This is a genomic window from Paraburkholderia sp. Tr-20389 (genome assembly GCF_017104565.1).
Lineage (GTDB): Bacteria > Pseudomonadota > Gammaproteobacteria > Burkholderiales > Burkholderiaceae > Paraburkholderia.
Genome location: NZ_JAAGPD010000009.1, coordinates 190,739 through 212,528 on the forward strand (window position 1 = coordinate 190,739; position 21,790 = coordinate 212,528).

Consider the following 21,790-nt stretch of genomic DNA (forward strand, 5'->3'; position numbering starts at 1 on the left):
CGGGACCTCATCGTCCCCGTGGCGCATACGGCAACTTGCTCGCCTGGCTCAGTTGCTAATGCATGAGCAATTGCCTCGCCCGCTTCATGTTCTCGTGCGGCGGCTGGCGGTGGCGGAAGTTCGACGCCGCTTTGCAGCGTGCAGGTTGTCATACCGTTGATGTCTGGGCACGGGATGTTTTTTGGCAAGAACGCAATGCTTCGCGGCGCGAAAGACTACACACAGTTTGCCACCTGGGCGGCGGCGGAAGTCTGGTAACGCGGGCTGTGACGCGGGAGTGTGAAGTGGGTGAGGCGAATCCAGGGGCGCTGGCAACGGGCGTGAAATAGCGTGTTGCCGTCTGGAGTGCGGGACCGGTTGGGGGCCCGCAGGCAGGAAGAAGAATGAGCGGTGTGAGCGGCTTTCTTTTGCCTACTTTTCTTTGCCGCTGCAAAGAAAAGTAGGTGCCGCCCCGCACAGGGGCAACGCATGAAGTACGAAGGCAGTTCGCGGATGCCAGCGAAAGTGCAAAGCAGGCAAAAAACAGCAGTTCGGCAACCCATTGACGAAAAACAGGAGACAAGAACCATGAACAAGATCATTCGTGCAGTTGGCGCCGGCATGCTGGCGCTAAGCGTCTCAACCATCGCAATTACAGCGGCACGCGCCGACGAAAAAGTAACCCTCGGCGTCGCCATCCCCACCGCCGATCACGGCTTCACAGGCGGCATCGTGTGGTGGGCGAACAAGGCAAAAGCCGATCTGGAAAAAGCCCACCCCGACCTGAAAGTCATCGTCAAGACAGCAGCCAACGCGCCGGAACAGGCGAACCAACTGCAAGACCTCGTGACCGTCAACAAGATCAATGCGCTCGTGATCTTCCCGTATGAATCGGCGTCCCTCACGCAACCCGTCGCGCAAGTGAAGAAGAAAGGCGTCTACGTGACGGTAGTCGACCGCGGCCTCACCGACACCAGCGCACAAGACGCGTACGTAGCCGGCGACAACACCGCGTTCGGCAAGATTCCCGCCGAATATCTCGCGAAAGCACTCGACGGCAAAGGTGACATCGTCGCGCTGCGCGGCATTCCGACCACGCTCGACAACGAACGCTGGACTGCCTTCACAGGCGTGCTAAAAAACTATCCAAACATCAAGATCCTCGACGCGAAATACGCGAACTGGAATCGCGACGACGCCTTCAAGGTGATGCAGGACTACCTGACGCGCTTCAAGCACATCGACGCCGTCTGGGCCGCCGACGACGATATGGCCGTCGGCGTCATGAAGGCGATCGATCAGGCCAAACGCAGCGACATCAAGATCGTGTTTGGCGGCGCGGGTTCGAAAGGCATGGTCAAGAACGTGATGGACGGTGCGCCGCTCATCAAGGCCGATGTGTCGTACTCGCCGAAATTCATCTACGACGCGATCAAGCTGACGGCCGAAGCACGCCTCAAAGGCGACAAGCTGCCGCCGACGACGATCATTCCCTCCGTGCTGATCACGAAGGAAAACGCGAAGGACTTCTACTTCCCGGATTCGCCGTTCTGATCGCACACGCTGCGCTTCGCGGCAATACGCGCGAAGCGCAACGCTTTCCCATTCATCACACGGAGCAGCACGATGAAAACGATCAAAGGTCCGGCGATCTTTCTCGCGCAGTTCATGGGAGACGATGCGCCATTCGACAATCTCGCGCATCTCGCACAATGGGCCGCGAGTCTCGGCTACAAGGGCATTCAGGTGCCCGCCGATCCGCGCCTCGTCGATCTCGAACAGGCGGCATCGAGCCAGACGTATTGCGACGATCTGCTCGGCGTCGTCGCGAATGCGGGCGTCGCAATCACCGAACTGTCGACGCATCTGCAAGGTCAGCTCGTCGCCGTACATCCTGCGTATGACGTGCTGTTCGACGGCTTTGCCGCGCCGCATGTGCGCGGTAATCCCGCCGCGCGCACCGAATGGGCCGTGCAGCAGATGAAGTGGGCCGCGCAGGCATCCGCGCGTCTCGGGCTCACGACGCACGTGACGTTCTCGGGCGCACTCGCGTGGCCGTATATCTATCCGTGGCCACAGCGTCCCGCAGGTCTCGTCGAAGCGGCATTCGACGAACTCGCGCGTCGCTGGACGCCCATTCTCGATGCGTTCGACGCAGCCGGCGTCGACGTCTGCTACGAATTGCATCCGGGCGAGGATCTGCACGACGGCGTCACTTTCGAACGGTTTCTCTCGGTCGTGAAGAATCACAGGCGCGCGAATATCCTGTTCGATCCGAGCCACTTCGTGTTGCAGCAACTCGACTATCTCGCGTTCATCGATATCTATCACGAGCGCATCAAGGCCTTTCACGTGAAGGACGCCGAGTTTCGTCCCGATGGGCGGCAAGGCGTGTATGGCGGTTATAGCGGGTGGGTCGAGCGCGCGGGACGCTTCCGTTCTCTGGGCGACGGCCAGATCGATTTCGGCGCGATCTTCTCGAAGATGGCGCAGTACGATTTTCCGGGCTGGGCAGTGCTCGAATGGGAGTGCGCGCTGAAGCATCCCGAAGACGGCGCGCGAGAAGGCGCCGACTTCATCCGTCGACACGTCATCCGCGTGGCCGAGCATGCGTTCGATGACTTCGCAGGCAGCGGCGCGGATCAGGCGCAATTGAACCGCGTACTCGGGCTCTGAGGCCGGCGGTCGAACCCGTCGAACCCGTCGAACAGGAGCAGATCGCGATGACACGAAGACTCAGGCTGGGCATGGTCGGCGGCGGGCAGGGCGCGTTCATCGGCGCGGTGCACCGGATCGCGGCGCGCATCGACGATCGCTTCGAACTGGTGGCGGCCGCGCTGTCGTCCGATCCGCAGCGCGCGCAAGCCAGCGCCGACGAGATCGGCGTCGCGCGCAGCTACGCGAGCTGGGACGAGATGGCGCGCGCCGAAGCCGCTCGCGACGACGGCATCGACGCGGTGTCGATCGTCACGCCCAACCATTTGCATGCACCCGTGGCGACGGCATTTCTCGATGCCGGCATCCACGTGATCTGCGACAAGCCTCTGGCGATGACGCTCGAAGAGGGCGAAGCGCTCGCGCAACTCGCGCGCGACAAGAAGCGGCTCTTCGCGCTGACGCACACGTACTCTGGCTATCCGATGGCGCGTCATGCGCGCGAACTCGTCGAGGCGGGCGAGATCGGCGAGCTGCGCGTCGTGCAGGTCGAGTATGCGCAAGACTGGCTCGCAAAGCCGATCGAACTCGCGGGCGACAACCGCCAGGCTGCATGGCGCACCGATCCGAAGCAGGCGGGGCGGGCGGGCTGTCTCGGCGACATCGGCACGCATGCCTACCATCTCGCGGCGTTTGTGACGGGCGTGCTGCCGATCGAGATCGCCGCGGAATTGCATACGTTCGTCGCAGGCCGTCAGGTCGACGATCATATTCAGGCTATGTTGCGCTATGAGAATGGCGCGCGCGGCATGTTGTGGGCGAGCCAGGTGGCGAGCGGCGCGGAGAACGCGCTGCGTTTGCGCGTTCATGGGACGAAGGCGGGCATCGCGTTCGATCAGGAGAACCCGAACGAACTGCTGTTCACGCCATTGGGCGGCGCGACGCAAAGGCTCACGCGCGGGCGTGTCGACAGCGCGGTTGCGCGACACGCGACGCGCGTGCCACCTGGGCATCCCGAAGGTTATCTGGAAGCATTCGCGCAGCTCTATAAGGACGCCGCGATGCAGATCGAAGCGATCGACGCGGGCCTGCCCGTGCCGCCCGAAAGCCGTTTGCTGACGACCGTCGACGACGGGGTCGCGGGCTTGCGTTTCATCGATGCCGTTTTCGAAAGCCACGCTAAGCTCGCGTATTCACGCGTGAAAAACGGCTGATGTGCGGCCGCGTATTCAGCTCTTGCTGCGTTTGATCTGTTCTTCGAACGCGAGGTCGAGCTTGCTCGCCTTGCGCGGCTTCTTCGGGCCGTAATCGTCGACGAATTTGACGAACTCGTCGAGCGGCAGCGGATCGGACACCTTCTGGTCCGTGCCGCTCGATTTGTCGACGAGATAGAACAGTCCGCCCGACAAACTGATCGCCGCAAAGCGAGGATTGCCGCTGCGGGTCTTCAGCCGTTCGACGGCGTGGATGGCTCGGGTCGTGCGCATGATGAGGTGCTGCCGTGCAGTGCTTGAGTTTTTGAGATCGCTGCACGATTCTACGACGTATACTCGCCCGCCGGTCGTCGGCCGTTTTCATTGGCCGATCAGTCCTCCCATCACGTTCACGCTGGTCCAGCAGCGTTGCGTAGAAAACCTCGAAGCGATACTCGCCATGCCTTCACTCCAGGACGCTCTCGATGCGCTCGCCCACGCGCCCGACGACATCGAACGGTTGCGCGCCGTCTGTGTCGCGCTGCTCGAGGACATGCGCGACGACGAACTGCTGCCGTACACCGAGCGCGCGCTCGCGATCGAGCCGCGGGATCTCCATTTCGTGAACTGGCATGCGAATGCGCTAACGCTGCTGGGTCGGCATTTCGATGCCGTTGCGACATGGCGCAAGCATGCGGCGTTACCGTGGCGGCCCGCCTACTACAAGATGAGCCTCGGCCAGAGCCTCGTCATGTCGGGCGATACCGAGCGCGGCATCCCCATGCTGCACGACGCGTGGCAGCAGGCCGCGGCCGAAAGCGAATGGTTCATGCACAAGGCAGCGCATCTGTACGGCGAGGCCTTGCTGCGCACGTCGCGCCCGGCGGGCTTCGAGCCGTGGCTCGCCCGCAATCGCGGTGACACGGGCAGTTACCGGCCCGCCGATATACCGGCATGGTCGGGTGAGCGGGACCTGCGCGGCAAGCGCGTGCTGATCGTGCATCAGATGGGTTTCGGCGATCAGTTTCTGCTGTTCTCCGGCATATCGCAGTGGCGCGCGGCGGGCGCCGAGCTGATGATCACCTGCGATGCTCAACTGCATCCGCTGTTGCAGGCGTCGCTGCCCGACTGCCACGTCGTGAGCGCAACGCGTCCGTTGCGACACGACGAGCCGTTACCGGATGCGCTGGCCGACGAGGTGCGCGCGTTCGCGCCCGATCTGTACGCGACGCTGCTGCATCTGCCGTTGCTGGCCGCGCAGCAGTCGCCGCTGCCGTCGCCGTTTTTTCCGGCCTATCTGCGCGCCCCCGAGAGCGAGCGCGAGACGGCTGCCGCGTGGGCGAGCGATCTGCGCGCGGCTCAGCCCGGTAAATCGCTGGTCGGCATTTTCTGGGACTGCAACCAGCGGCATGCGCATGAAGTCGGCGCGGTGATGCGTTGTTCGGCGATCCGGCGTAGTTTGCCGCTGACGGAAGTCGATCATCTGGTAACGCAGCCGTCGGTTGCGGCGAAGCGGCATTTCGTGAGCCTGCATCATCCTGTCGTGCAGAGCTTCGCCGGCATGCCGTCGGGCAACATCAGCGTGTATGAACCGGGGATCAGGACGTTTGCGGAAACGGCCGCGTGCATCGAACAACTGGACGCCGTCGTTGCCGTCGATTCAGGCGTCGCGAATCTGAGCGCGATGCTCGGCCAGCTGACCATCGTTCCGCTGAACCTGGCAAGCGAATGGCGTTGGGGCGTGGATGGCGACTGCTCGCCGTGGATGGAGAATCTCAAGCCGCTGCGCCAGACGCTGATGGGCGACTGGCGCAGCGTGATCGACGAGGCGATCGCGTTTCTGTCGTAAGAGCAGGCGTGGCAGGTCGCACGCCTTGCTTTAGTCGACGCGGGCGCGCGAAACGCTCACTGGCTGAGGTAGGTGAACTTCCCGCCCTTGATGATCCCCATCACGCTCGCCCGCTGATCGAGGCCGACGTGATCCTTCGCGCTCGTATTCACGACGCCATTCGGCACCACCAGTTCATGCGCATGTTCGAGTTCCGTGCGCAGCGCCGCGCGAAACTCCGGCGTGCCCGGCTGCGCCGTCTTCAGCGCGCGCGCAACGGCGTCCTGCAGACGCGGATAGACACCCGCCGCATCGCCCGCGAACTGCGTGACCGTGTTCGGTCCATATTGCTTTTCATACGCATCGACGAAAGCCAGCGCGGCCTTCTTCGCGGGATGATCGGCGGGCAGCGTACGTGCGACGACGACCGGCTGCGTCGGAAACAGGGTGCCTTCGACATCCTTGCCGCCGAGCTTGATGAACTCGGGCGTCGCAATGCCGTGCGTCTGATAGATCGTGCCTTTATAGCCGCGCTCGACGAGCGTGCGCTGCGGCAGCACCGTCGGCGTGCCAGCGCCTGCGATCAGCACGGCATCGGGCTTCGCCGCCATCAGCTTGAGGATCTGGCCCGTGACGCTCGCATCCGTGCGGTTGAAGCGCTCGGTCGCGACCACCTGAATGTGGCGCAGCGCCGCGAACTTCGTGAACTCGTTGAGCCAGCTGTCGCCGTAACTGTCCGCGAAGCCGATGAAGCCGACCGTCTTCACATTGTGATTCGACATGTAGCGGGTCATCACGTCGGCCATCGCGCTGTCCGTCTGCGCCATCTTGAACGCCCAGATCTTCTTGCCTTCCTGCGGCTCGACCACGCTTGCCGAGCCGATCAGCGTGATCATCGGCGTCTGGCTTTCGGCGACGGGATCGAGCGCGGCGAGCGCCGCCGGCGTGATGTTCGGTCCGACGATCACGTCGACGTGATCTTCGTTGATGAGCTTGCGGATGTTGCGCACGGCCGCGCCCGGATCGGAGCCGTCGTCGAGCACGATGTATTGCGCCGGCTGTCCGGCGATCGTCTTCGGCCACATCAGCATCGCGTTCTTGCTCGTGATGCCGATCGCGGCGGCGGGCCCCGTGCTAGACAGGTCGATGCCGACCTTGATGTCCGCGTGCGCGGCGGCGGCGGCGAACAGCGTGCCGATCGCGGCGGCGCGCGTCAGACGGCGCAAGGTGTTGCTCAGCTTGTTCTTGTTGTGCGACGACATGCGAAAGATCTCCCGGCGGGTAACTTTTTGGCCAACGCGGCTGTTGTTATAGCGAATCAAAAAACTCAAAGCTCGTACGTTTCGTGCTCGCCCTTGAGCGCCTGTTCGATCAGCCTGCGATTCAGGTTCGGCGACAGCAGTTCGACGAGCGTGTACACATAGCTGCGCAGATACGCGCCGTGCTTGAGCGCGACACGCGTGACGTTGCTGCCGAACAGGTGCCCGACGGGCATCGCGCGCAGATGGCGGTCGCGTTCGGCATTGAACGCGATGTCGGCCATGATGCCGACGCCCAGACCCAGTTCGACGTAGGTCTTGATCACGTCCGCGTCGATTGCTTCGAGCACGATGTCGGGATGCAGCCCGCGCAGACGGAACGCGTCGTTGATCTTCGTGCGACCGGCGAACGCATTGTCGTAGGTGATCAGCGGATATTGGGTCAGATCGTCGAGCGACAGCTGCTTGCGCTCCAGCAGCGGGTGGTCGGCGGGCATCACGGCCAGATGGTGCCAGGTGAAACAGGGCAGCGACACCAGTTCCTTATAGGTCGAGATCGCTTCCGTCGCGATCGCGACGTCGGCCTGGTCGTGCAGCACCAGTTCGGCGACCTGGGTCGGGCTGCCCTGCAGGATCGACAGGTGCACCTTCGGGAAGCGCTTCTTGAATTCGGCGATGGCGGCGGGCAGGGAGTAGCGCGCCTGCGTGTGCGTCGCGGCAATCACGAGGTTGCCCTGATCCTGGGCCGCGTAATCTTTACCGACCCGTTTGAGGCTCTCGACCTCCTGCAAAATCCGCTCGACGGACGCCAGAATGATCCGTCCCGGCTCCGTCAGCGAGCGCACGCGTTTGCCGTGCCGTGTGAAGATCTCGACACCCAGCTCGTCTTCCAGCTCGATGATCGCCTTGGAGACGCCAGGCTGGCTTGTATACAGCGCCTTGGCGGCCTCCGTCAGGTTGAAATTCTGGCGGACGGCCTCGCGCACGAAGCGGAACTGATGCAGGTTCATATATAACCTCGCCGCATATCAAAAGAATTTTTTAGTCGTTTGAAATATAAGGCGAGTTTATTACGATTTGTCCAGTTTTTCCAATATGGATATCTGTTTTTGTCATTAGCAAATGAGAGATGCGTCTAAACGGCATGCTGCCGGCGCACTCCAAGCTGACTGGTAAGACGAATCCGAGGCGCAGCGTAACCGGAACGCCGCGTCGTGTGAGACGAACACAAATCTTGGGGTCCCCGAATGTACCAATACGATCAGTACGACCAGACCATCGTCGATGAACGCGTCGCGCAGTACGCCGACCAGGTTCGTCGCCGCCTGTCGGGCGAATTGAGCGAAGAAGAGTTCCGTCCGCTGCGCCTGCAGAATGGCCTGTACATGCAGCGCCACGCGTACATGCACCGCATCGCGATTCCGTACGGCAACCTGCGCAGCGACCAGCTGCGTATGCTCGCGACCATCGCGCGCGAGCACGACCGCGGCTATGGCCATTTCTCGACGCGCTCGAACATCCAGTACAACTGGATCCAGCTCGAGGACACGCCTGAAATCCTGCGCAAGCTCGCGTCTGTCCAGATGCACGGCATCCAGACGTCGGGCAACTGCATCCGCAACATCACGGCCGATCAGTTCGCGGGCGTCGCGCCCGACGAGATCGTCGATCCGCGTCCGTGGGCGGAAATCATGCGCCAGTGGTCGACGTTCCACCCCGAATTCGCGTGGCTGCCGCGCAAGTTCAAGATCGCCGTGTCCGGCACGAAGGAAGACCGCGCGGCGGTGCAGATCCACGACCTGGGCGTCTATCTGAAGAAGAACGCCGCGGGCGAAGTCGTCGCGAGCATTCTCGCGGGCGGCGGACTCGGCCGTACGCCGATCATCGGTGCGATCATCAAGGAAGACCTGCCGTGGCAGCACCTGCTGACGTACTGCGAAGCCGTGCTGCGCGTGTACAACCGCTATGGCCGCCGCGACAACCTGTATAAGGCGCGTATCAAGATTCTCGTGAAGGCGCTGTCGCCCGCGAAGTTCGCGCAGCAGGTCGACGAAGAATGGCAACACCTGAAGGACGGTCCGTCGACGCTGACGGAAGCCGAAGTCGCGCGCGTGTCGCAATACTTCCAGCCGCCCGTGTACGAGAAGTTGCCGGACACGGACGCTTCGTTCGAAAAGCATCTGCTCGAAAGCAAGCCGTTCGCGCGCTGGGTCGAGCGCAATGTGCGTCCGCACCGTGTGTCGGGCTACTCGTCGGTGACGATCTCGCTGAAGCCGCGCGACATCGCACCGGGCGACGCAACGGACACGCAGATGAACGCTGTCGCCGACTGGGCGGATCAATACTCGCTCGGCGAAATCCGCGTGTCGCACGAACAGAATCTGATCCTCGCGAACGTCAAGAAGCGCGATCTGTACGCGCTGTGGGAACAGGCGAAGGCGCAAGGTTTCGCGACGCCGAACATCGGCCTCTTGACCGACATCATCGCGTGCCCGGGCGGCGATTTCTGCTCGCTCGCGAACGCGAAGTCGATTCCGATTGCGCAAGCCATCCAGGAGCGCTTCGACAACGCGGACTTCGTGTATGACCTCGGCGACCTGTCGCTGAACATCTCCGGTTGCATGAACTCGTGCGGTCACCACCACGTCGGCAACATCGGCGTGCTGGGCGTCGACAAGGACGGCTCCGAGTGGTACCAGGTGTCGCTCGGCGGTGAGCAGGGCACGGGTGCGGACGGTGCGAAGCTCGGCCGCGTGATCGGCCCGTCGTTCTCGGCGGAAGAAATGCCGGACGTGGTGTCGAAGGTGATCGACACGTTCGTCGAAAACCGTATCGACGGCGAACGCTTCATCGACACGTACAACCGCATCGGCATCGCACCGTTCAAGGAACGCGTGTACGCATCGCGTCAACCGGCTCACGCGTAACGGCAAGGGATCAAAAGATGGCATCGATTATCAAGGACCGCGCAATCGTCAACGATGACTTCACGGTTGTCCGCGCAGCCGAAGACGGCGCGCTGCCCGAAGTGAGCGCCTTGCCCGCCGGCAAGATCATTGTTCCCCTCGCGTTGTGGCAAGCCTCGCGTGACGAACTGACGGCCTCGCGCGGCGCGCAGGAAATCGGCGTGTGGCTCGCGCCGGACAGCGAACCGGCCGACATCGTCGCGGACTTCGACAAGCTCGCGCTGATCGCGGTCGACTTTCCCGTGTTCCGCGACGGCCGTGGCTACAGCACCGCGCGCCTGTTGCGCGAGCGCTATGGCTACAAGGGCGAGATCCGCGCGATCGGCGACGTGCTGCGCGACCAGATCCGCTTCTACGAGCGTTGCGGCTTCAACGCGTACGCGCTGCGTGCGGACAAGGATCTCAACGACGCGCTTAAGGCGTTCACCGAATTCACGGTGCAATACCAGGGCGCCTTTGACGATCCGTCGCCGCTGTTCCGTCGACGCGAAGCGGCCGCTGCTGCGCAAAAGGCAACGGCATGACAGACGCCGCCGCTATCACGCCCGAACTTCAGGCGAAGATCGAACGACTCGACGCGCTGCTCGATTCGATCGGCCAGCGTCACGAGGTGGTCAAGTTCGCCAGCAGCCTCGCAGCGGAAGACATGCTGCTGACGCACGCGATTCTGTCGCGCGGCGTAAAGATTGGCATCTTCTCGCTGAATACGGGTCGCCTGCATGCGGAGACGCTCGGTATGATCGACCGCGTGCGCGAGCGCTATGGCTACGAGATCGAACAGTTTCATCCGCAAGCGGCCGCCGTCGACGAATACGTCACGCAGCACGGTCTGAATGCGTTTTACGAAAGCGTCGATCTGCGCAAGCGTTGCTGCGAAATCCGCAAGGTCGAGCCGCTGAACCGCGCGCTCGCCGAAGTCGGCGCGTGGGTGACGGGGCAGCGTCGCGAGCAGTCGGTGACGCGCGCGGAACTGCACGAGGAAGAGCAGGACGGCGCTCGCAACATCGCGAAGTACAACCCGCTCGCCGACTGGACGGAAGCCGATGTATGGGCTTACCTGAAGGCTTTCGATGTGCCCGTGAATCCGCTGCATGCGCGCGGCTATCCGAGCATCGGCTGCGAGCCGTGTACGCGCGCCGTGCGCCCCGGCGAAGACAGCCGGGCAGGGCGCTGGTGGTGGGAATCGCGCGATACGAAGGAATGCGGCTTGCACATCACGACGATCCCGGTCACGGTGATCGGCGAAAACGCCTCCGCCTGATGTGCATCGCCACGCCGACGACGCAGATTTCGATTGAATCTTTACGTGTCGCACGCATCTGGTGAGAACCTGATCATGCGACACGAACCAACGAAGGACCCAAACATGAGCACGACGCTCGATTCGAATCTCAACGCACCGCTGTCCGTGACGGCGAACCGGATGGATCACCTCGACTGGCTCGAGGCTGAGTCGATTCACATCCTGCGCGAACTCGTTGCCGAATGCAGCAAGCCTGCGCTGCTGTTTTCGGGCGGCAAGGACTCCGTCGTCGTGCTGGCGCTCGCGTTGAAGGCGTTCGGCCTCGGCGCGAACCGCAAGACGCAGCTGCCGTTCCCGCTCGTGCACATCGACACGGGTCACAACTACGATGAAGTGATCGATTTCCGCGACCGTCGCGCGCAAGAGATCGGCGCGGAACTGGTGGTCGGTCACGTCGAAGATTCGATCAAGCGCGGCACCGTGCGTCTGCGCCGCGAAACGGATTCGCGCAACGCCGCGCAAGCCGTCACGCTGCTCGAAACCATCGAGCAATACGGCTACACGGCGATGATCGGCGGTGCGCGCCGCGACGAAGAAAAGGCGCGCGCGAAAGAGCGCATCTTCTCGTTCCGCGACGAATTCGGCCAGTGGGATCCGAAGGCGCAGCGCCCGGAACTGTGGAGCCTGTATAACGCGCGTCTGCATCAGGGCGAGCACCTGCGCGTGTTCCCGATCTCGAACTGGACGGAACTCGACGTGTGGCAATACATCGCCCGCGAGAACCTCGAACTGCCGTCCATCTACTACGCGCACAAGCGCGAGATCGTGCGCCGCAACGGCCTGCTTGTGCCCGTGACGCCGCTCACGCCGATCCGCGAAGGCGAGTCGAGCGAAGAAGCGCTGGTGCGCTTCCGCACGGTGGGCGATATCAGCTGCACGTGCCCGGTCGAAAGCGATGCCGACGATGTCGAGAAGATCATCGCTGAAACGGCCGTGACGGAAATCACGGAGCGCGGCGCGACGCGCATGGACGACCAGACGTCGGAAGCGGCGATGGAACAGCGCAAGAAGCAAGGTTATTTCTAAAGAGCACGCAGAGGAAAGAGTCAACATGAGCACTACGCATCAACCTGAAGACCTCGGCGTGCTTCGCTTCATCACGGCAGGCAGCGTCGACGACGGCAAGAGCACGCTGATCGGCCGCCTGCTGTACGACAGCAAGGCTGTGCTGTCGGACCAGCTGTCGGCGCTGTCGCGCGCGAAGAACAAGCGCACCGTAGGCGACGAAATCGATCTGTCGCTGCTGACGGACGGCCTCGAAGCCGAGCGCGAACAGGGCATCACGATCGACGTCGCGTACCGCTACTTCGCCACGGCGAAGCGCAAGTTCATCATCGCCGACACGCCGGGCCACGAGCAGTACACGCGCAACATGGTGACGGGCGCATCGACGGCGCACGCGGCCATCATTCTCGTCGACGCGACGCGCGTCACGTTCGAGAACAACGAAGCGCAACTGCTGCCGCAGACCAAGCGCCACAGCGCCATCGTCAAGCTGCTCGGCTTGCAGCACGTGATCGTCGCGATCAACAAGATGGACCTCGTCGAGTACAGCGAAGCGCGCTTCAACGAGATTCGCGATGCGTATGTCGCGCTCGCGCGCCAGCTCGGTTTGAGCGACGTGCGCTTCGTGCCCGTGTCGGCACTGAAGGGCGACAACATCGTGACGGCGAGCGAACGCATGCCGTGGTATGCGGGCGAGCCGCTGCTCGACGTACTCGAAGCACTGCCCGTCGATACCGCAACGCATGAAGCGCTGCGTTTCCCGGTGCAATGGGTCGCGCGTCAGGACGGCAGCCAGGCCGACGACTTCCGCGGCTACATGGGCCGCATCGAATCGGGCGAAGTGAAGCTCGGCGATTCGATCGCCGTGCTGCCGGCGAACCGTGCGGCGACTGTCGCTGAAATCATCGCGCCTGTGCCGGGCGGCACGGCGCAGGTGGACCGCGCGTTCGCGGGCCAGACGGTGACGATCCGCCTCGCGGAAGACGTCGACGTCTCGCGCGGCGACACGTTCGTGCTCGCTTCCACGCCCGTGCAGCCGGCGAAGAAGCTCGAAGCGGACCTGTGCTGGTTCGACGAGACGCCGCTGTCGACGGCTCGCAAGTATCTGCTGAAGCAGACCACGAACACGGTGTTCGCGCGCGTCGGCGGCATTCAGCAGGTGCTGGACGTGCATACGCTGTCGCACGCGACGGACCGCCACGAACTGGCGATGAACGATATCGGCCGCGTGTCGCTGACGCTGCAAAAACCGATCGTCGCCGACGAGTACGACGCGCATCCGGGCACGGGCGCCTTCGTGCTGATCGACGAAGCGACGCATCACACCGTCGCGGCGGGCATGATCCGTTCGGTTTCCGCCTGAAGCGTTTGAAGTTCGCAGCGGAACGGAGCCAGCAAATGGGTAAGGTGTATCTGATCGGCGCGGGGCCGGGTGCGGCGGACCTCATCACGGTTCGCGGCGCGCGGCTGCTGGAACGCGCCGATGTCGTGCTGCACGATGCGCTCGTCGAGCCGGCGATGCTCGACTACGCGCCGCATGCGCGCAAGATCGCGGTGGGCAAGCGCTGCGGCAAGCGATCGACGGCGCAGCACTTCATCAACAAGCAGATCGTCGATGCCGCGCGCGAGCATGACGTCGTCGTGCGGTTGAAGGGCGGCGATCCGATGCTGTTCGGTCGCGCCGACGAAGAAATGCGTGCGCTCGAAGCTGCGGGCATTGAATACGAAGTCGTGCCGGGCATCACGGCGGCGCTGGCGAGCGCGGCTTCGCTGCGCCGCTCGTTGACGCTGCGTGGCGTGTCGCGCAGCGTCGCGCTTGCGACTCATAGCCGTGCGCCGGATTCCGCCGAGATTCGCGAGCAGGTGAATGCCGACTCGCTGGTGTTCTACATGGGCCGCGACAGCGCGCCTGAGATCGCGCAGCAGTTGATCGACGCGGGCCGTGCCGGGTCGACGCCCGTGGCGATCGTCGAAGCCTGTTCGACGCCGCGCGAGCGCATGCTGACGCTGACGCTCGATGGTCTTGCAGCGGGCGAGGCACAGTTGTGGCTCGATCCGTCGCAACCTTCGCTTCTGATGATCGGCGAGGCGTTTGCGGAGAGAGTGGCGGCTGGCCAGTCGCACACCGGTGAGCACGACGAGGCTGCGTTACGAGTTGCCTGAGTCGTCGCGGTCTCTACTAGATCGGCCGCATTCGCGCGAGTGAATGCGGCCGATTGTCTTTGGTCGATCTGTGGGCCGGGCACGTGCATTGCGTTAAGCTTTCCTTTCGCTTTGCATTCAGCCTTTGCTCATGTCTTTTTCTTCCTTGCGTCGTTCGCTGTTGATTGCGCTTGCGGCTGGTCCGATGATCGGCGCGCGTGCGCAGCCTGCTTCTTCCGTATCGATCAATCTTGCTGCGCGCGAGCGGTTCGAACAGCTGGAGGCGTCGAGTGGCGGCCGCCTGGGCGTCGCGGCGCTCAGAACGTCGGACGGTGCGTATGTCGGCTATCGGGAGTCGGAGCGTTTTCCGATGTGCAGCACCTTCAAGCTGCTGGCCGTCGCATTGATCCTGAAGCGCAGCATGGCCGAACGCGGCTTGCTCGACGAGCGCATCCGATACGGCGATGCGGAACTCGTCGCCAATTCCCCAGTGACGAAGGGGCGCTCAGGCGAGGGGATGACGATAGGCGAGTTGAGCGCGGCGGCGCTCCAGCACAGCGACAACACGGCGGCCAATCTGTTGCTGACGGCGCTTGGCGGGCCGGAGGTGTTGAACCAGTTTGCGCTGTCGATCGGCGATACGTGGTTCGATCTCGTACGCAAAGAAACCGAAGTGAATACATCGGTGCCGGGCGACATGCGCGACACCACTTCACCGCGCGCGATGATGCTCGACGCGCAGAAACTGCTGCTCGCAGACGACGTGCTGGGTTCGCGCGAGCGCGAGCAGTTGAAGGCGTGGATGTTGGGCAATACGACGGGCGCAACGCGCATCCGCGCGGCCGTGCCGAATTCAGGTTGGCAGGTTGCGGACAAAACGGGGAGTGGAGATTACGGCACGGCGAACGACGTTGCGGTGGTGTATCCGCCATCGTCGGCGCCGTTGGTCGTCGCGATCTACTTCACGGGCGTGACGCCGAAGGAAACGCCGCCGCAGGACGAAATCGTGGATGAGGCAGCGCGGATCGTCTTCGATGCTTTGCGGTGATTCGGGGATATGCGGCGGCAATGGCGGCGCGACAACTTGCACACGGTTTGCGGCAAGAGGTCCGGCGCGAGCGATGACACAATCCGCTGGAGCAGCGGGTCAAGCGGGTGGGGCGATGGTTAGAGCGCGGGCAACGGACAAAGACAAGCACGTTGCCGCATGAAGGGTGGGGACGTCGAGAGCCCTTGGGAAAACGTCAAGCACTGGCGGTGTGAGCGGCTTTCTTTTGCCTACTTTTCTTTGCCGCTGCAAAGAAAAGTAGGTGCCGCCCCGCACAGGGGCAACGCATGAAGTACGAAGGCATAGCGCGGATGCCATCGACAACACAACGCTGATGCCGGCGAAAAAAACTCAGAAAGCCTGCCGCAGGCAATAAGCAGCAATCGCCTCGATGACGTCGTCATCTTCGCCGACGGCAGTCGAACACCGAATGTCTAGAGAAGGATGCGCGGCGCGACACTCATCGAGAATGACGGGCAAGTCACGCCGGATATGCCCGCCTTGTCCGAAGAAAACCGGCACGACGGTAACGACAGAAACGCCATTGGCGACCTGCGCCGCCACTGCCGTAGGCAAATCCGGCGTCATGAGTTCGAGAAACGCGAGGGAGACGGGCCCCGCAGAGGCCCCCCGCAACGCGACAAGACGCGCGGAGAGCCGCTCAAAGGGCTCAGCCCAGCGAGCATCGCGGGCCCCATGCGCGAACAGCACGATTCCATGAGATCCCATCATCCGAGCGCCCCGCAAAGAAGAAAAAGCTAGTGCCGATCAACCCACTTCAGCCCGACCAGGCCGAGCACGAGATAGATCAAAGCCGGCGTCGCGGCCGTCAACGGCGCAGGCCAGGTATTCAGATTACCGATATGCGAGAACAGCGTATTGAACAGCTGAAAGCTCATCCCCAGCATGATCCCGCCGAACACCTTCATGCCGACCACGCCGGCACGCGTATGCAGATACGCGAACGGCAGCGACAGCACCAGCATCACGAACACCGCGAACGGATACAGCAGCTTGCGCCACAACGCGATCTCGTAGCGCTGCGTGTCCTGATGATTCTCGGTCAGATGCTGGATGTAGCGGAACAGGTTGAACATCGACATCCGTTCCGGCGCGACCAGCAGCACCGACAGAATCTGCGGCGTGAGTTCCGAGCGCAGCGAATATTCCGGCAACGTCACCTGCTTCGCGCGATACACCGGGTTCAACGCATCGGCGGGTTTGCTGGCGTCCTGCGCGACGTCGATCAACTGCGTGTCGGTGACGTCCGTCAGCAGCCAGTGGCCGGGCGGCTGATACTTGCCCGACTTCGCGATGCGCACGTTCGACAGGCGGAACTTCGAATCGAATTCGTAGATGCGCACGTTCGAGATCGTCGCGTCGGGCTGCAACTGTCCGACGTTCACGAAGCGCGTCACCTGCTCGCCGTCGGCACGCGCCGTCAGCGTGTCCTTCACCCAGACGCCCGACTCGAAGTTGCTCGACACCGACGAGCCCAGCGCCTCGAGACGTACGCGCTCCGACAGCTGGTCCGTGTACGGTCCGACCACTTCGCCGATCAGGTACGTCAGGAACACGAGCGGAATGCCGATCTTCAGCAGCGAACGCAGCGCCTGATTCGTCGCGAGACCGGACACGCGGAAAATCGTGTACTCGGAATTCGCCGCCATCTGCGCGAACACGTAGATCGCGCTGATCAGCGCGGCGACGGGGATGATTTCGTAGAAGCGCGACGGTGTCTGCAGCGCGACGCGCAGCACCGCGTACTGGAACTTGTAGTTGCCGTGGCCGACCGAGTTCAGTTCGTTGATCAGGTCGAAGAAGAAGAACAGACCTGAAAACGCGAACAGAATGAAAACGAACGTGAGGTAGACCTGACGCGCGAAATACTTTTCATAGATGCGCATCGGTTACGCCCCCTGCGTCGAGCGGTCAGCCGAGCGGCTGAACATGGCTCGCGTGAAGAGCGGCCGGTTGCGTACCCGCAGCCAGAAAATGAACACCACGATCAGCGAGACGAGAATATGCAGTCCCACGAGACCCACGCCGAACGACATCTTGCCCTGCTCGATCCACGACTGCACGACGTTCAGCAGGTTCGAATAGGTCAGATAGATCAGCACGGCCATCACGAGGTTGATCGTGCGGCTGCGGCGCGGATTCTGGTGCGCGAGGGGAATGGCGAGCAGCATCAGGTTGATCGCGATCAGCGGCAGACCCGCGCGCCATGCGAACTCGGCGAGATTCTGGCGGGTCGGGTCGCGGAACAGATCGAGCGTCGGCGTGCCCGTCGTGGTCGGCGTGCTGACCACCGGCTGGCTCTGGATCTTCACGCCGTAGCGCTCGAACTCCATGATGCGGAAGTCGGGATGGCCCGGTTCGCCGTCATAGCGGCGGCCGTTTTCGAGCACGACGAAGCGGTCGCCGTTCTTGTGCGTTTCCGTGTGGCCGTTCTTCGACACGACCACGTTCAGCTTGCCGTTCTCGGTGCTGGTGACGAACACGTTTTCGACGTGGCCCTGGTCGGGCGACATCTTCTCGATGAAGAACACACGATGGCTCGTAGCCGATTCGCGGAACTGGCCCGGCGCGAGCAGCGAGACCTCGTCGCGCTGCTGGAAGCGCGCGCGGATCAGCTTGCTCTGCTGGTTCGACCACGGCCAGCCGACGAACACGAAGAATGCGATCAGAATGATGATGGGCGTCGCGAACAGACCGATTGGCTTGATGAAGCGCGCGAGGCTCACGCCCGAGGCGAGCCACACGACCATTTCGGAATCCTTGTACCAGCGCGTGAGCACGAACAGGATCGACACGAACAGCGTCGCGACCAGCATGATCGCGAGATAGCCGATGACCGTCAGGCCGATCAGCACGAGCACGTCGCGCGGGTCGATTTCACCTGACGCCGCGAAGCCGACGATGCGGATCATCATCGTCGTCAGAACCAGCGTGAGCAAAACCATGAACACGGCACCAGCCGTGTACGCCAGTTCGCGCTGGAGAGAGCGTTCAAAAATCATGGTTGATGAAGAGAGGGCGCGCTCCGGTAGACGGCGGGGTTGGGCCCCATCACGCCTTTCGTGCAGCCGCCGCGGGAAAAATAGCGGATAATTGCGGCTTTCATCCTAAGCCCAGATTTTATCCGAGGACAAGCGCGATGGACTTTAGCATAAAAGCCTGTGATTGGAGCAAAGGCTCGACCAACGGGTTCCTTACCGGCAAATCGGATTGCATCGTGATCGGCGTCTTCGAATCGCAGACGCTGTCGGGCGCGGCGCTGGAAATCGACGCTGCCACCAAGGGACTGCTCACGCGCATCATCAAGGCGGGCGACATGGACGGGAAGACGGGCAGCACGGTCTTCCTGCATGAGGTGCAGGGCATCGGCGCGTCGCGCGTGCTGCTCGTCGGCCTTGGCAAGCAGGATTCGTTCACACAGAAGGTCTACGGCGACGCCGTGCGCGCCGCGTGGCGCGCGATCCTCGGCACGAAGGTCGCACAGGTCACCTTCACGCTGGCGCAGGCGCCCGTCAAGGAGCGTTCGTCCGACTGGGCGGTGCGCGCCGCGATCCTCGCGCTGCGCGAGTTGACCTACAAGTTCACGCAGATGAAGAGCAAGCCCGACACCAGCACGCGTGCGCTGAAGCGCATCGTGTTCAGTGTCGACGCGGCGGACGAGAAGCTCGCGAAGGTTGCCGTCAAGCAGGGCGTCGCGCTCGCGAACGGCATGGATCTCACGAAAGATCTGGGCAATCTGCCGGGCAACGTCTGTACGCCCACCTATCTCGGCAACACCGCGAAGAAGCTCGCGAAAGACTGGAAGCTGAAGGTCGAGGTGCTCGGCCAGAAGCAGATCGAAGCGCTGAAGATGGGCTCGTTCCTCGCGGTCACTCAGGGTTCCGTCGAGCCGCCTCAATTCATCGTCCTCCAGTATCAGGGCGGCGCCGCGAAGGCCGCGCCCGTCGTGCTGGTCGGCAAGGGCATCACGTTCGACACGGGTGGCATTTCGCTGAAACCCGGCGACAGCATGGACGAGATGAAGTACGACATGTGCGGCGCGGGCTCGGTGCTCGGCACGCTGCGCGCGGTCGCCGAAATGGGCCTGAAGCTGAACGTGGTCGGCATCATTCCGACCTGCGAGAACATGCCCGCGGGCAACGCAACCAAGCCGGGCGACATCGTCGCCAGCATGAAGGGCCTGACGATCGAAGTGCTGAACACGGACGCGGAGGGGCGCCTGATTTTGTGCGACGCGCTCACCTACGCCGAGCGCTTCAAGCCGGCCGCCGTGATCGACATCGCGACGCTGACGGGCGCCTGCATCATCGCGCTCGGCCATCACAACAGCGGCCTGTTCTCGAAGGACGACGCGCTTGCGGGCGAACTGCTCGACGCTTCGAAGGAAGCGTCCGACCCGGCATGGCGCCTGCCCCTCGACGACGAGTACCAGGATCAGCTCAAGTCGAATTTCGCTGACATCGGGAACATCGGCGGCCGTCCGGCGGGTAGCGTGACGGCGGCGTGCTTCCTGTCGCGCTTCACGGAAGCGTATCCGTGGGCGCACCTCGACATCGCGGGCACCGCGTGGAAGAGCGGCGCTGCGAAGGGTGCGACGGGCCGTCCCGTGCCGCTGCTCGCGCAGTTCCTGATCGACCGCGCCGCACAATGACGCATCGCAGTTCGATCGTACGTAAGGTAGTGAACCAGGATCGCCGATGACCCGAATCGACTTTCATTCGAACGTCGGCGATTCGCTGGTGTATGCATGCCGTCTCGTGCGCAAGGCGTATCAGGCCGGCCAGCCGCTCGTCGTGCTGGCCGAGCCGCCGCGTCTGCGCGCGTTTGACGAGCAGTTGTGGACTTTTTCCGCACTCGATTTCATCCCGCACTGCCTCGCGGCGAGTCCTCTCGCGGCGCAAACGCCCATCGTGCTGGCGTCGTCGCTCGACGACGTGCCGCATCATCAGATACTGTTGAATCTGAGCGCGACCGTGCCGCCGCAGTTCGCGCGCTTCGAGCGCCTGCTGGAAATCGTCGGCAACGCGCCCGACGAACTGGCTGCGGGGCGCGACCGCTATCGCTTCTATCGCGATCGCGGCTATGCTTTGAACAACTACAAGCAGGGCGCCTGACCGGTTCCTGTTCGCTCGATGCGCGGTGTTGTCCCGCGGTCTTGTCCGATAGGTGCAGAACCGGCGTGTCCGATCTTTAAAGGGAGTGTTTTCGTGTCCCAATCTTCCGATCCTTCCGATCAAGACATCCCCCTTCTGACCGACGTGATGGAGGCGGGGCACGACCCGCATGCGAAAACGAAGCGCCACAAGCGCAGCGGCTCGCATGAGCATGAGGGTTCGCATGCGCGCAAGCATCGGGCGGGGCATGAAGCGGCGCATGAAGCGGCCCATGACGCGCACGAGTCGGCACAAGTCGAACCGGCAGCGCCGCCCGCCGACGATGACGACGTGCCCGTGCTCGATTCCGTCTACGAGTCGCCCGAAGTCCCGAGTGGCCACGCGCTGCAGTCCGACGAACCCGTCGCCCAGCCCTTGCACGAAGCGCCGCATGCGCCGGCGCGCGAGCCTGCACAGTTCGTACCGGGCGAAGCGGAATTCACGTCGGGCTCGACGGCCGAGCGCTACGTCGCGCCGCCCGCTCCGGATTCGGCGCCGGAGCAGCCCGCAAGCGTGCCCGCTGCCACATCCGACTACGACGCCGACGTACTGGCCGAGCGCCTGCGCGGCCGTTTCGCGACGTATCTGAAAGGAGATGGAAGGAATCTGATCGAGGCGCGTTGTCGTGATGCCTTCCAGGATCACACGATCTGGCTCGTCAATCAGATCACCCGCGAAGTTGCGCTCGCGCTGGAAACGGAGATGCTTAGCTGGGTGCGCGAAGCGATTCGCGAAGAACTCGGCAACTCGACGACGGGCAAGTAACGGGCAAGTAACGAGCAAGTAACGAGCAAGTAACGAGCAACTAAGCGGCGCGCGGTTATTTGAGCGTCAGGATCCAGCTTGCCAGCGAGGTGGCTTCGTCCGGCGTGAGCTGGGTGTTCGCGGGCATCGGCACCGGGCCCCAGACGCCTGCGCTGCCTTCGAGAATCTTGTGCGTGAGGTAATGAACGGCGTCGCTGCGCGACGCGTATTTCGCGGCGACATCGTGCAGCGACGGTCCCATGAATTGCCGCGTCACCGAATGGCAACTCATGCAGTTCTGCTTCTGTGCCAGCGCAAGCCCCTGAGCCGGCTCAGCGCGCGCCGCGCCCGTGAATGCCAAAGTGCCTGCCAGCACGCATGCTGCATACGACTTCGATTTCATTGTGGTCTCCGCCGGTGACTATGGCCGGCTCGTGGTGGACGCATTATAAGAGCAAAGGGGCACACGGCGATCCGTGTGCCCCTTCGTCAAT

General features: G+C 63.0%; 21 protein-coding genes. 14 read left to right on the forward strand and 7 right to left on the reverse strand.

Going from position 1 to position 21,790, the window contains the following annotated elements; genetic code table 11:
* Window positions 1-567: 567 nt before the first annotated feature.
* From G3N95_RS13525 to G3N95_RS13535, 3 genes are all read left to right on the forward strand, one after another.
* Window positions 568-1,533: a substrate-binding domain-containing protein gene (locus G3N95_RS13525; RefSeq protein WP_205970501.1), complete on the forward strand. Its 966-nt coding sequence runs from the start codon at window positions 568-570 to the stop codon at window positions 1,531-1,533.
* A gap of 72 nt (window positions 1,534-1,605) precedes the next feature.
* Entirely contained in the window at window positions 1,606-2,655 is a 1,050-nt protein-coding gene (locus G3N95_RS13530; RefSeq protein WP_205970502.1) for a sugar phosphate isomerase/epimerase family protein, read from the forward strand.
* Between the two features lie 47 nt (window positions 2,656-2,702).
* Window positions 2,703-3,848 (forward strand): Gfo/Idh/MocA family oxidoreductase, encoded by a 1,146-nt coding sequence (locus G3N95_RS13535; RefSeq protein WP_205970503.1) that lies wholly within the window; start codon window positions 2,703-2,705, stop codon window positions 3,846-3,848.
* Between the two features lie 15 nt (window positions 3,849-3,863).
* Here G3N95_RS13535 and G3N95_RS13540 read toward each other — a convergent pair whose 3' ends face one another.
* Window positions 3,864-4,121, reverse strand: coding sequence for a hypothetical protein (locus G3N95_RS13540; RefSeq protein ID WP_205970505.1), 258 nt, complete (start codon window positions 4,119-4,121; stop codon window positions 3,864-3,866).
* A gap of 166 nt (window positions 4,122-4,287) precedes the next feature.
* On the opposite strand from G3N95_RS13540, the gene G3N95_RS13545 reads away from it, so the two are divergent.
* Window positions 4,288-5,676, forward strand: a complete 1,389-nt coding sequence (locus G3N95_RS13545) for a hypothetical protein (protein WP_205970506.1) — start codon at window positions 4,288-4,290, stop codon at window positions 5,674-5,676.
* Between the two features lie 56 nt (window positions 5,677-5,732).
* Here G3N95_RS13545 and G3N95_RS13550 read toward each other — a convergent pair whose 3' ends face one another.
* Both G3N95_RS13550 and G3N95_RS13555 read right to left on the reverse strand, forming a co-directional pair.
* Complete coding sequence (locus G3N95_RS13550; protein ID WP_205970507.1) at window positions 5,733-6,917, reverse strand: ABC transporter substrate-binding protein; 1,185 nt, start codon at window positions 6,915-6,917, stop codon at window positions 5,733-5,735.
* Window positions 6,918-6,982: 65 nt separating this feature from the next.
* Window positions 6,983-7,924, reverse strand: coding sequence for a CysB family HTH-type transcriptional regulator (locus G3N95_RS13555; RefSeq protein ID WP_012401617.1), 942 nt, complete (start codon window positions 7,922-7,924; stop codon window positions 6,983-6,985).
* A gap of 237 nt (window positions 7,925-8,161) precedes the next feature.
* On the opposite strand from G3N95_RS13555, the gene G3N95_RS13560 reads away from it, so the two are divergent.
* From G3N95_RS13560 to bla, 7 genes are all read left to right on the forward strand, one after another.
* The gene (locus tag G3N95_RS13560; protein ID WP_205970508.1) at window positions 8,162-9,841 is read left to right on the forward strand and encodes a nitrite/sulfite reductase; all 1,680 of its coding nucleotides are present in this window, start codon (window positions 8,162-8,164) and stop codon (window positions 9,839-9,841) included.
* 17 nt (window positions 9,842-9,858) lie between these two features.
* The gene (locus tag G3N95_RS13565; RefSeq protein WP_205970509.1) at window positions 9,859-10,404 is read left to right on the forward strand and encodes a DUF934 domain-containing protein; all 546 of its coding nucleotides are present in this window, start codon (window positions 9,859-9,861) and stop codon (window positions 10,402-10,404) included.
* Entirely contained in the window at window positions 10,401-11,141 is a 741-nt protein-coding gene (locus tag G3N95_RS13570; RefSeq protein ID WP_205970510.1) for a phosphoadenylyl-sulfate reductase, read from the forward strand. Before G3N95_RS13565 ends, G3N95_RS13570 begins: the two co-directional genes overlap by 4 nt.
* Before the next feature lie 105 nt (window positions 11,142-11,246).
* A complete protein-coding gene (gene cysD / locus G3N95_RS13575; protein ID WP_205970511.1) occupies window positions 11,247-12,209 on the forward strand; it encodes a sulfate adenylyltransferase subunit CysD in 963 nt (320 codons plus the stop codon).
* A gap of 25 nt (window positions 12,210-12,234) precedes the next feature.
* Window positions 12,235-13,551: a GTP-binding protein gene (locus G3N95_RS13580; protein WP_205970513.1), complete on the forward strand. Its 1,317-nt coding sequence runs from the start codon at window positions 12,235-12,237 to the stop codon at window positions 13,549-13,551.
* 35 nt (window positions 13,552-13,586) lie between these two features.
* Window positions 13,587-14,351, forward strand: a complete 765-nt coding sequence (gene cobA / locus G3N95_RS13585; RefSeq protein ID WP_205970515.1) for a uroporphyrinogen-III C-methyltransferase — start codon at window positions 13,587-13,589, stop codon at window positions 14,349-14,351.
* Between the two features lie 130 nt (window positions 14,352-14,481).
* A complete protein-coding gene (gene bla / locus G3N95_RS13590; RefSeq protein ID WP_205970516.1) occupies window positions 14,482-15,378 on the forward strand; it encodes a class A beta-lactamase in 897 nt (298 codons plus the stop codon).
* Window positions 15,379-15,729: 351 nt separating this feature from the next.
* Here bla and G3N95_RS13595 read toward each other — a convergent pair whose 3' ends face one another.
* From G3N95_RS13595 to lptF, 3 genes are read right to left on the reverse strand one after another with little or no spacing between them, the layout of a single operon-like run.
* Window positions 15,730-16,107: a CbiX/SirB N-terminal domain-containing protein gene (locus G3N95_RS13595; RefSeq protein WP_205970586.1), complete on the reverse strand. Its 378-nt coding sequence runs from the start codon at window positions 16,105-16,107 to the stop codon at window positions 15,730-15,732.
* 29 nt (window positions 16,108-16,136) lie between these two features.
* Window positions 16,137-17,285 carry an LPS export ABC transporter permease LptG gene (lptG, locus tag G3N95_RS13600; protein WP_205970517.1) on the reverse strand — a complete coding sequence of 383 codons (1,149 nt, stop codon included), beginning with the start codon at window positions 17,283-17,285 and terminating at the stop codon, window positions 16,137-16,139.
* A 3-nt stretch (window positions 17,286-17,288) separates the two neighbouring features.
* Complete coding sequence (lptF, locus tag G3N95_RS13605; RefSeq protein WP_205970518.1) at window positions 17,289-18,401, reverse strand: LPS export ABC transporter permease LptF; 1,113 nt, start codon at window positions 18,399-18,401, stop codon at window positions 17,289-17,291.
* A 137-nt stretch (window positions 18,402-18,538) separates the two neighbouring features.
* Between lptF and G3N95_RS13610 the strand changes: the two genes are divergently transcribed.
* The 3 genes from G3N95_RS13610 to G3N95_RS13620 all read left to right on the forward strand — a co-directional run bounded on the left by G3N95_RS13610 (window position 18,539) and on the right by G3N95_RS13620 (window position 21,317).
* Window positions 18,539-20,050, forward strand: coding sequence for a leucyl aminopeptidase (locus tag G3N95_RS13610; RefSeq protein ID WP_205970519.1), 1,512 nt, complete (start codon window positions 18,539-18,541; stop codon window positions 20,048-20,050).
* A gap of 46 nt (window positions 20,051-20,096) precedes the next feature.
* Window positions 20,097-20,513 (forward strand): DNA polymerase III subunit chi, encoded by a 417-nt coding sequence (locus G3N95_RS13615; protein ID WP_205970520.1) that lies wholly within the window; start codon window positions 20,097-20,099, stop codon window positions 20,511-20,513.
* A 93-nt stretch (window positions 20,514-20,606) separates the two neighbouring features.
* Window positions 20,607-21,317 (forward strand): DUF2486 family protein, encoded by a 711-nt coding sequence (locus G3N95_RS13620; protein WP_205970521.1) that lies wholly within the window; start codon window positions 20,607-20,609, stop codon window positions 21,315-21,317.
* Between the two features lie 55 nt (window positions 21,318-21,372).
* On the opposite strand, the gene G3N95_RS13625 is transcribed toward G3N95_RS13620, so the two are convergent.
* Window positions 21,373-21,699, reverse strand: coding sequence for a c-type cytochrome (locus tag G3N95_RS13625; protein ID WP_205970522.1), 327 nt, complete (start codon window positions 21,697-21,699; stop codon window positions 21,373-21,375).
* Between the last annotated feature and the right edge of the window lie 91 nt (window positions 21,700-21,790).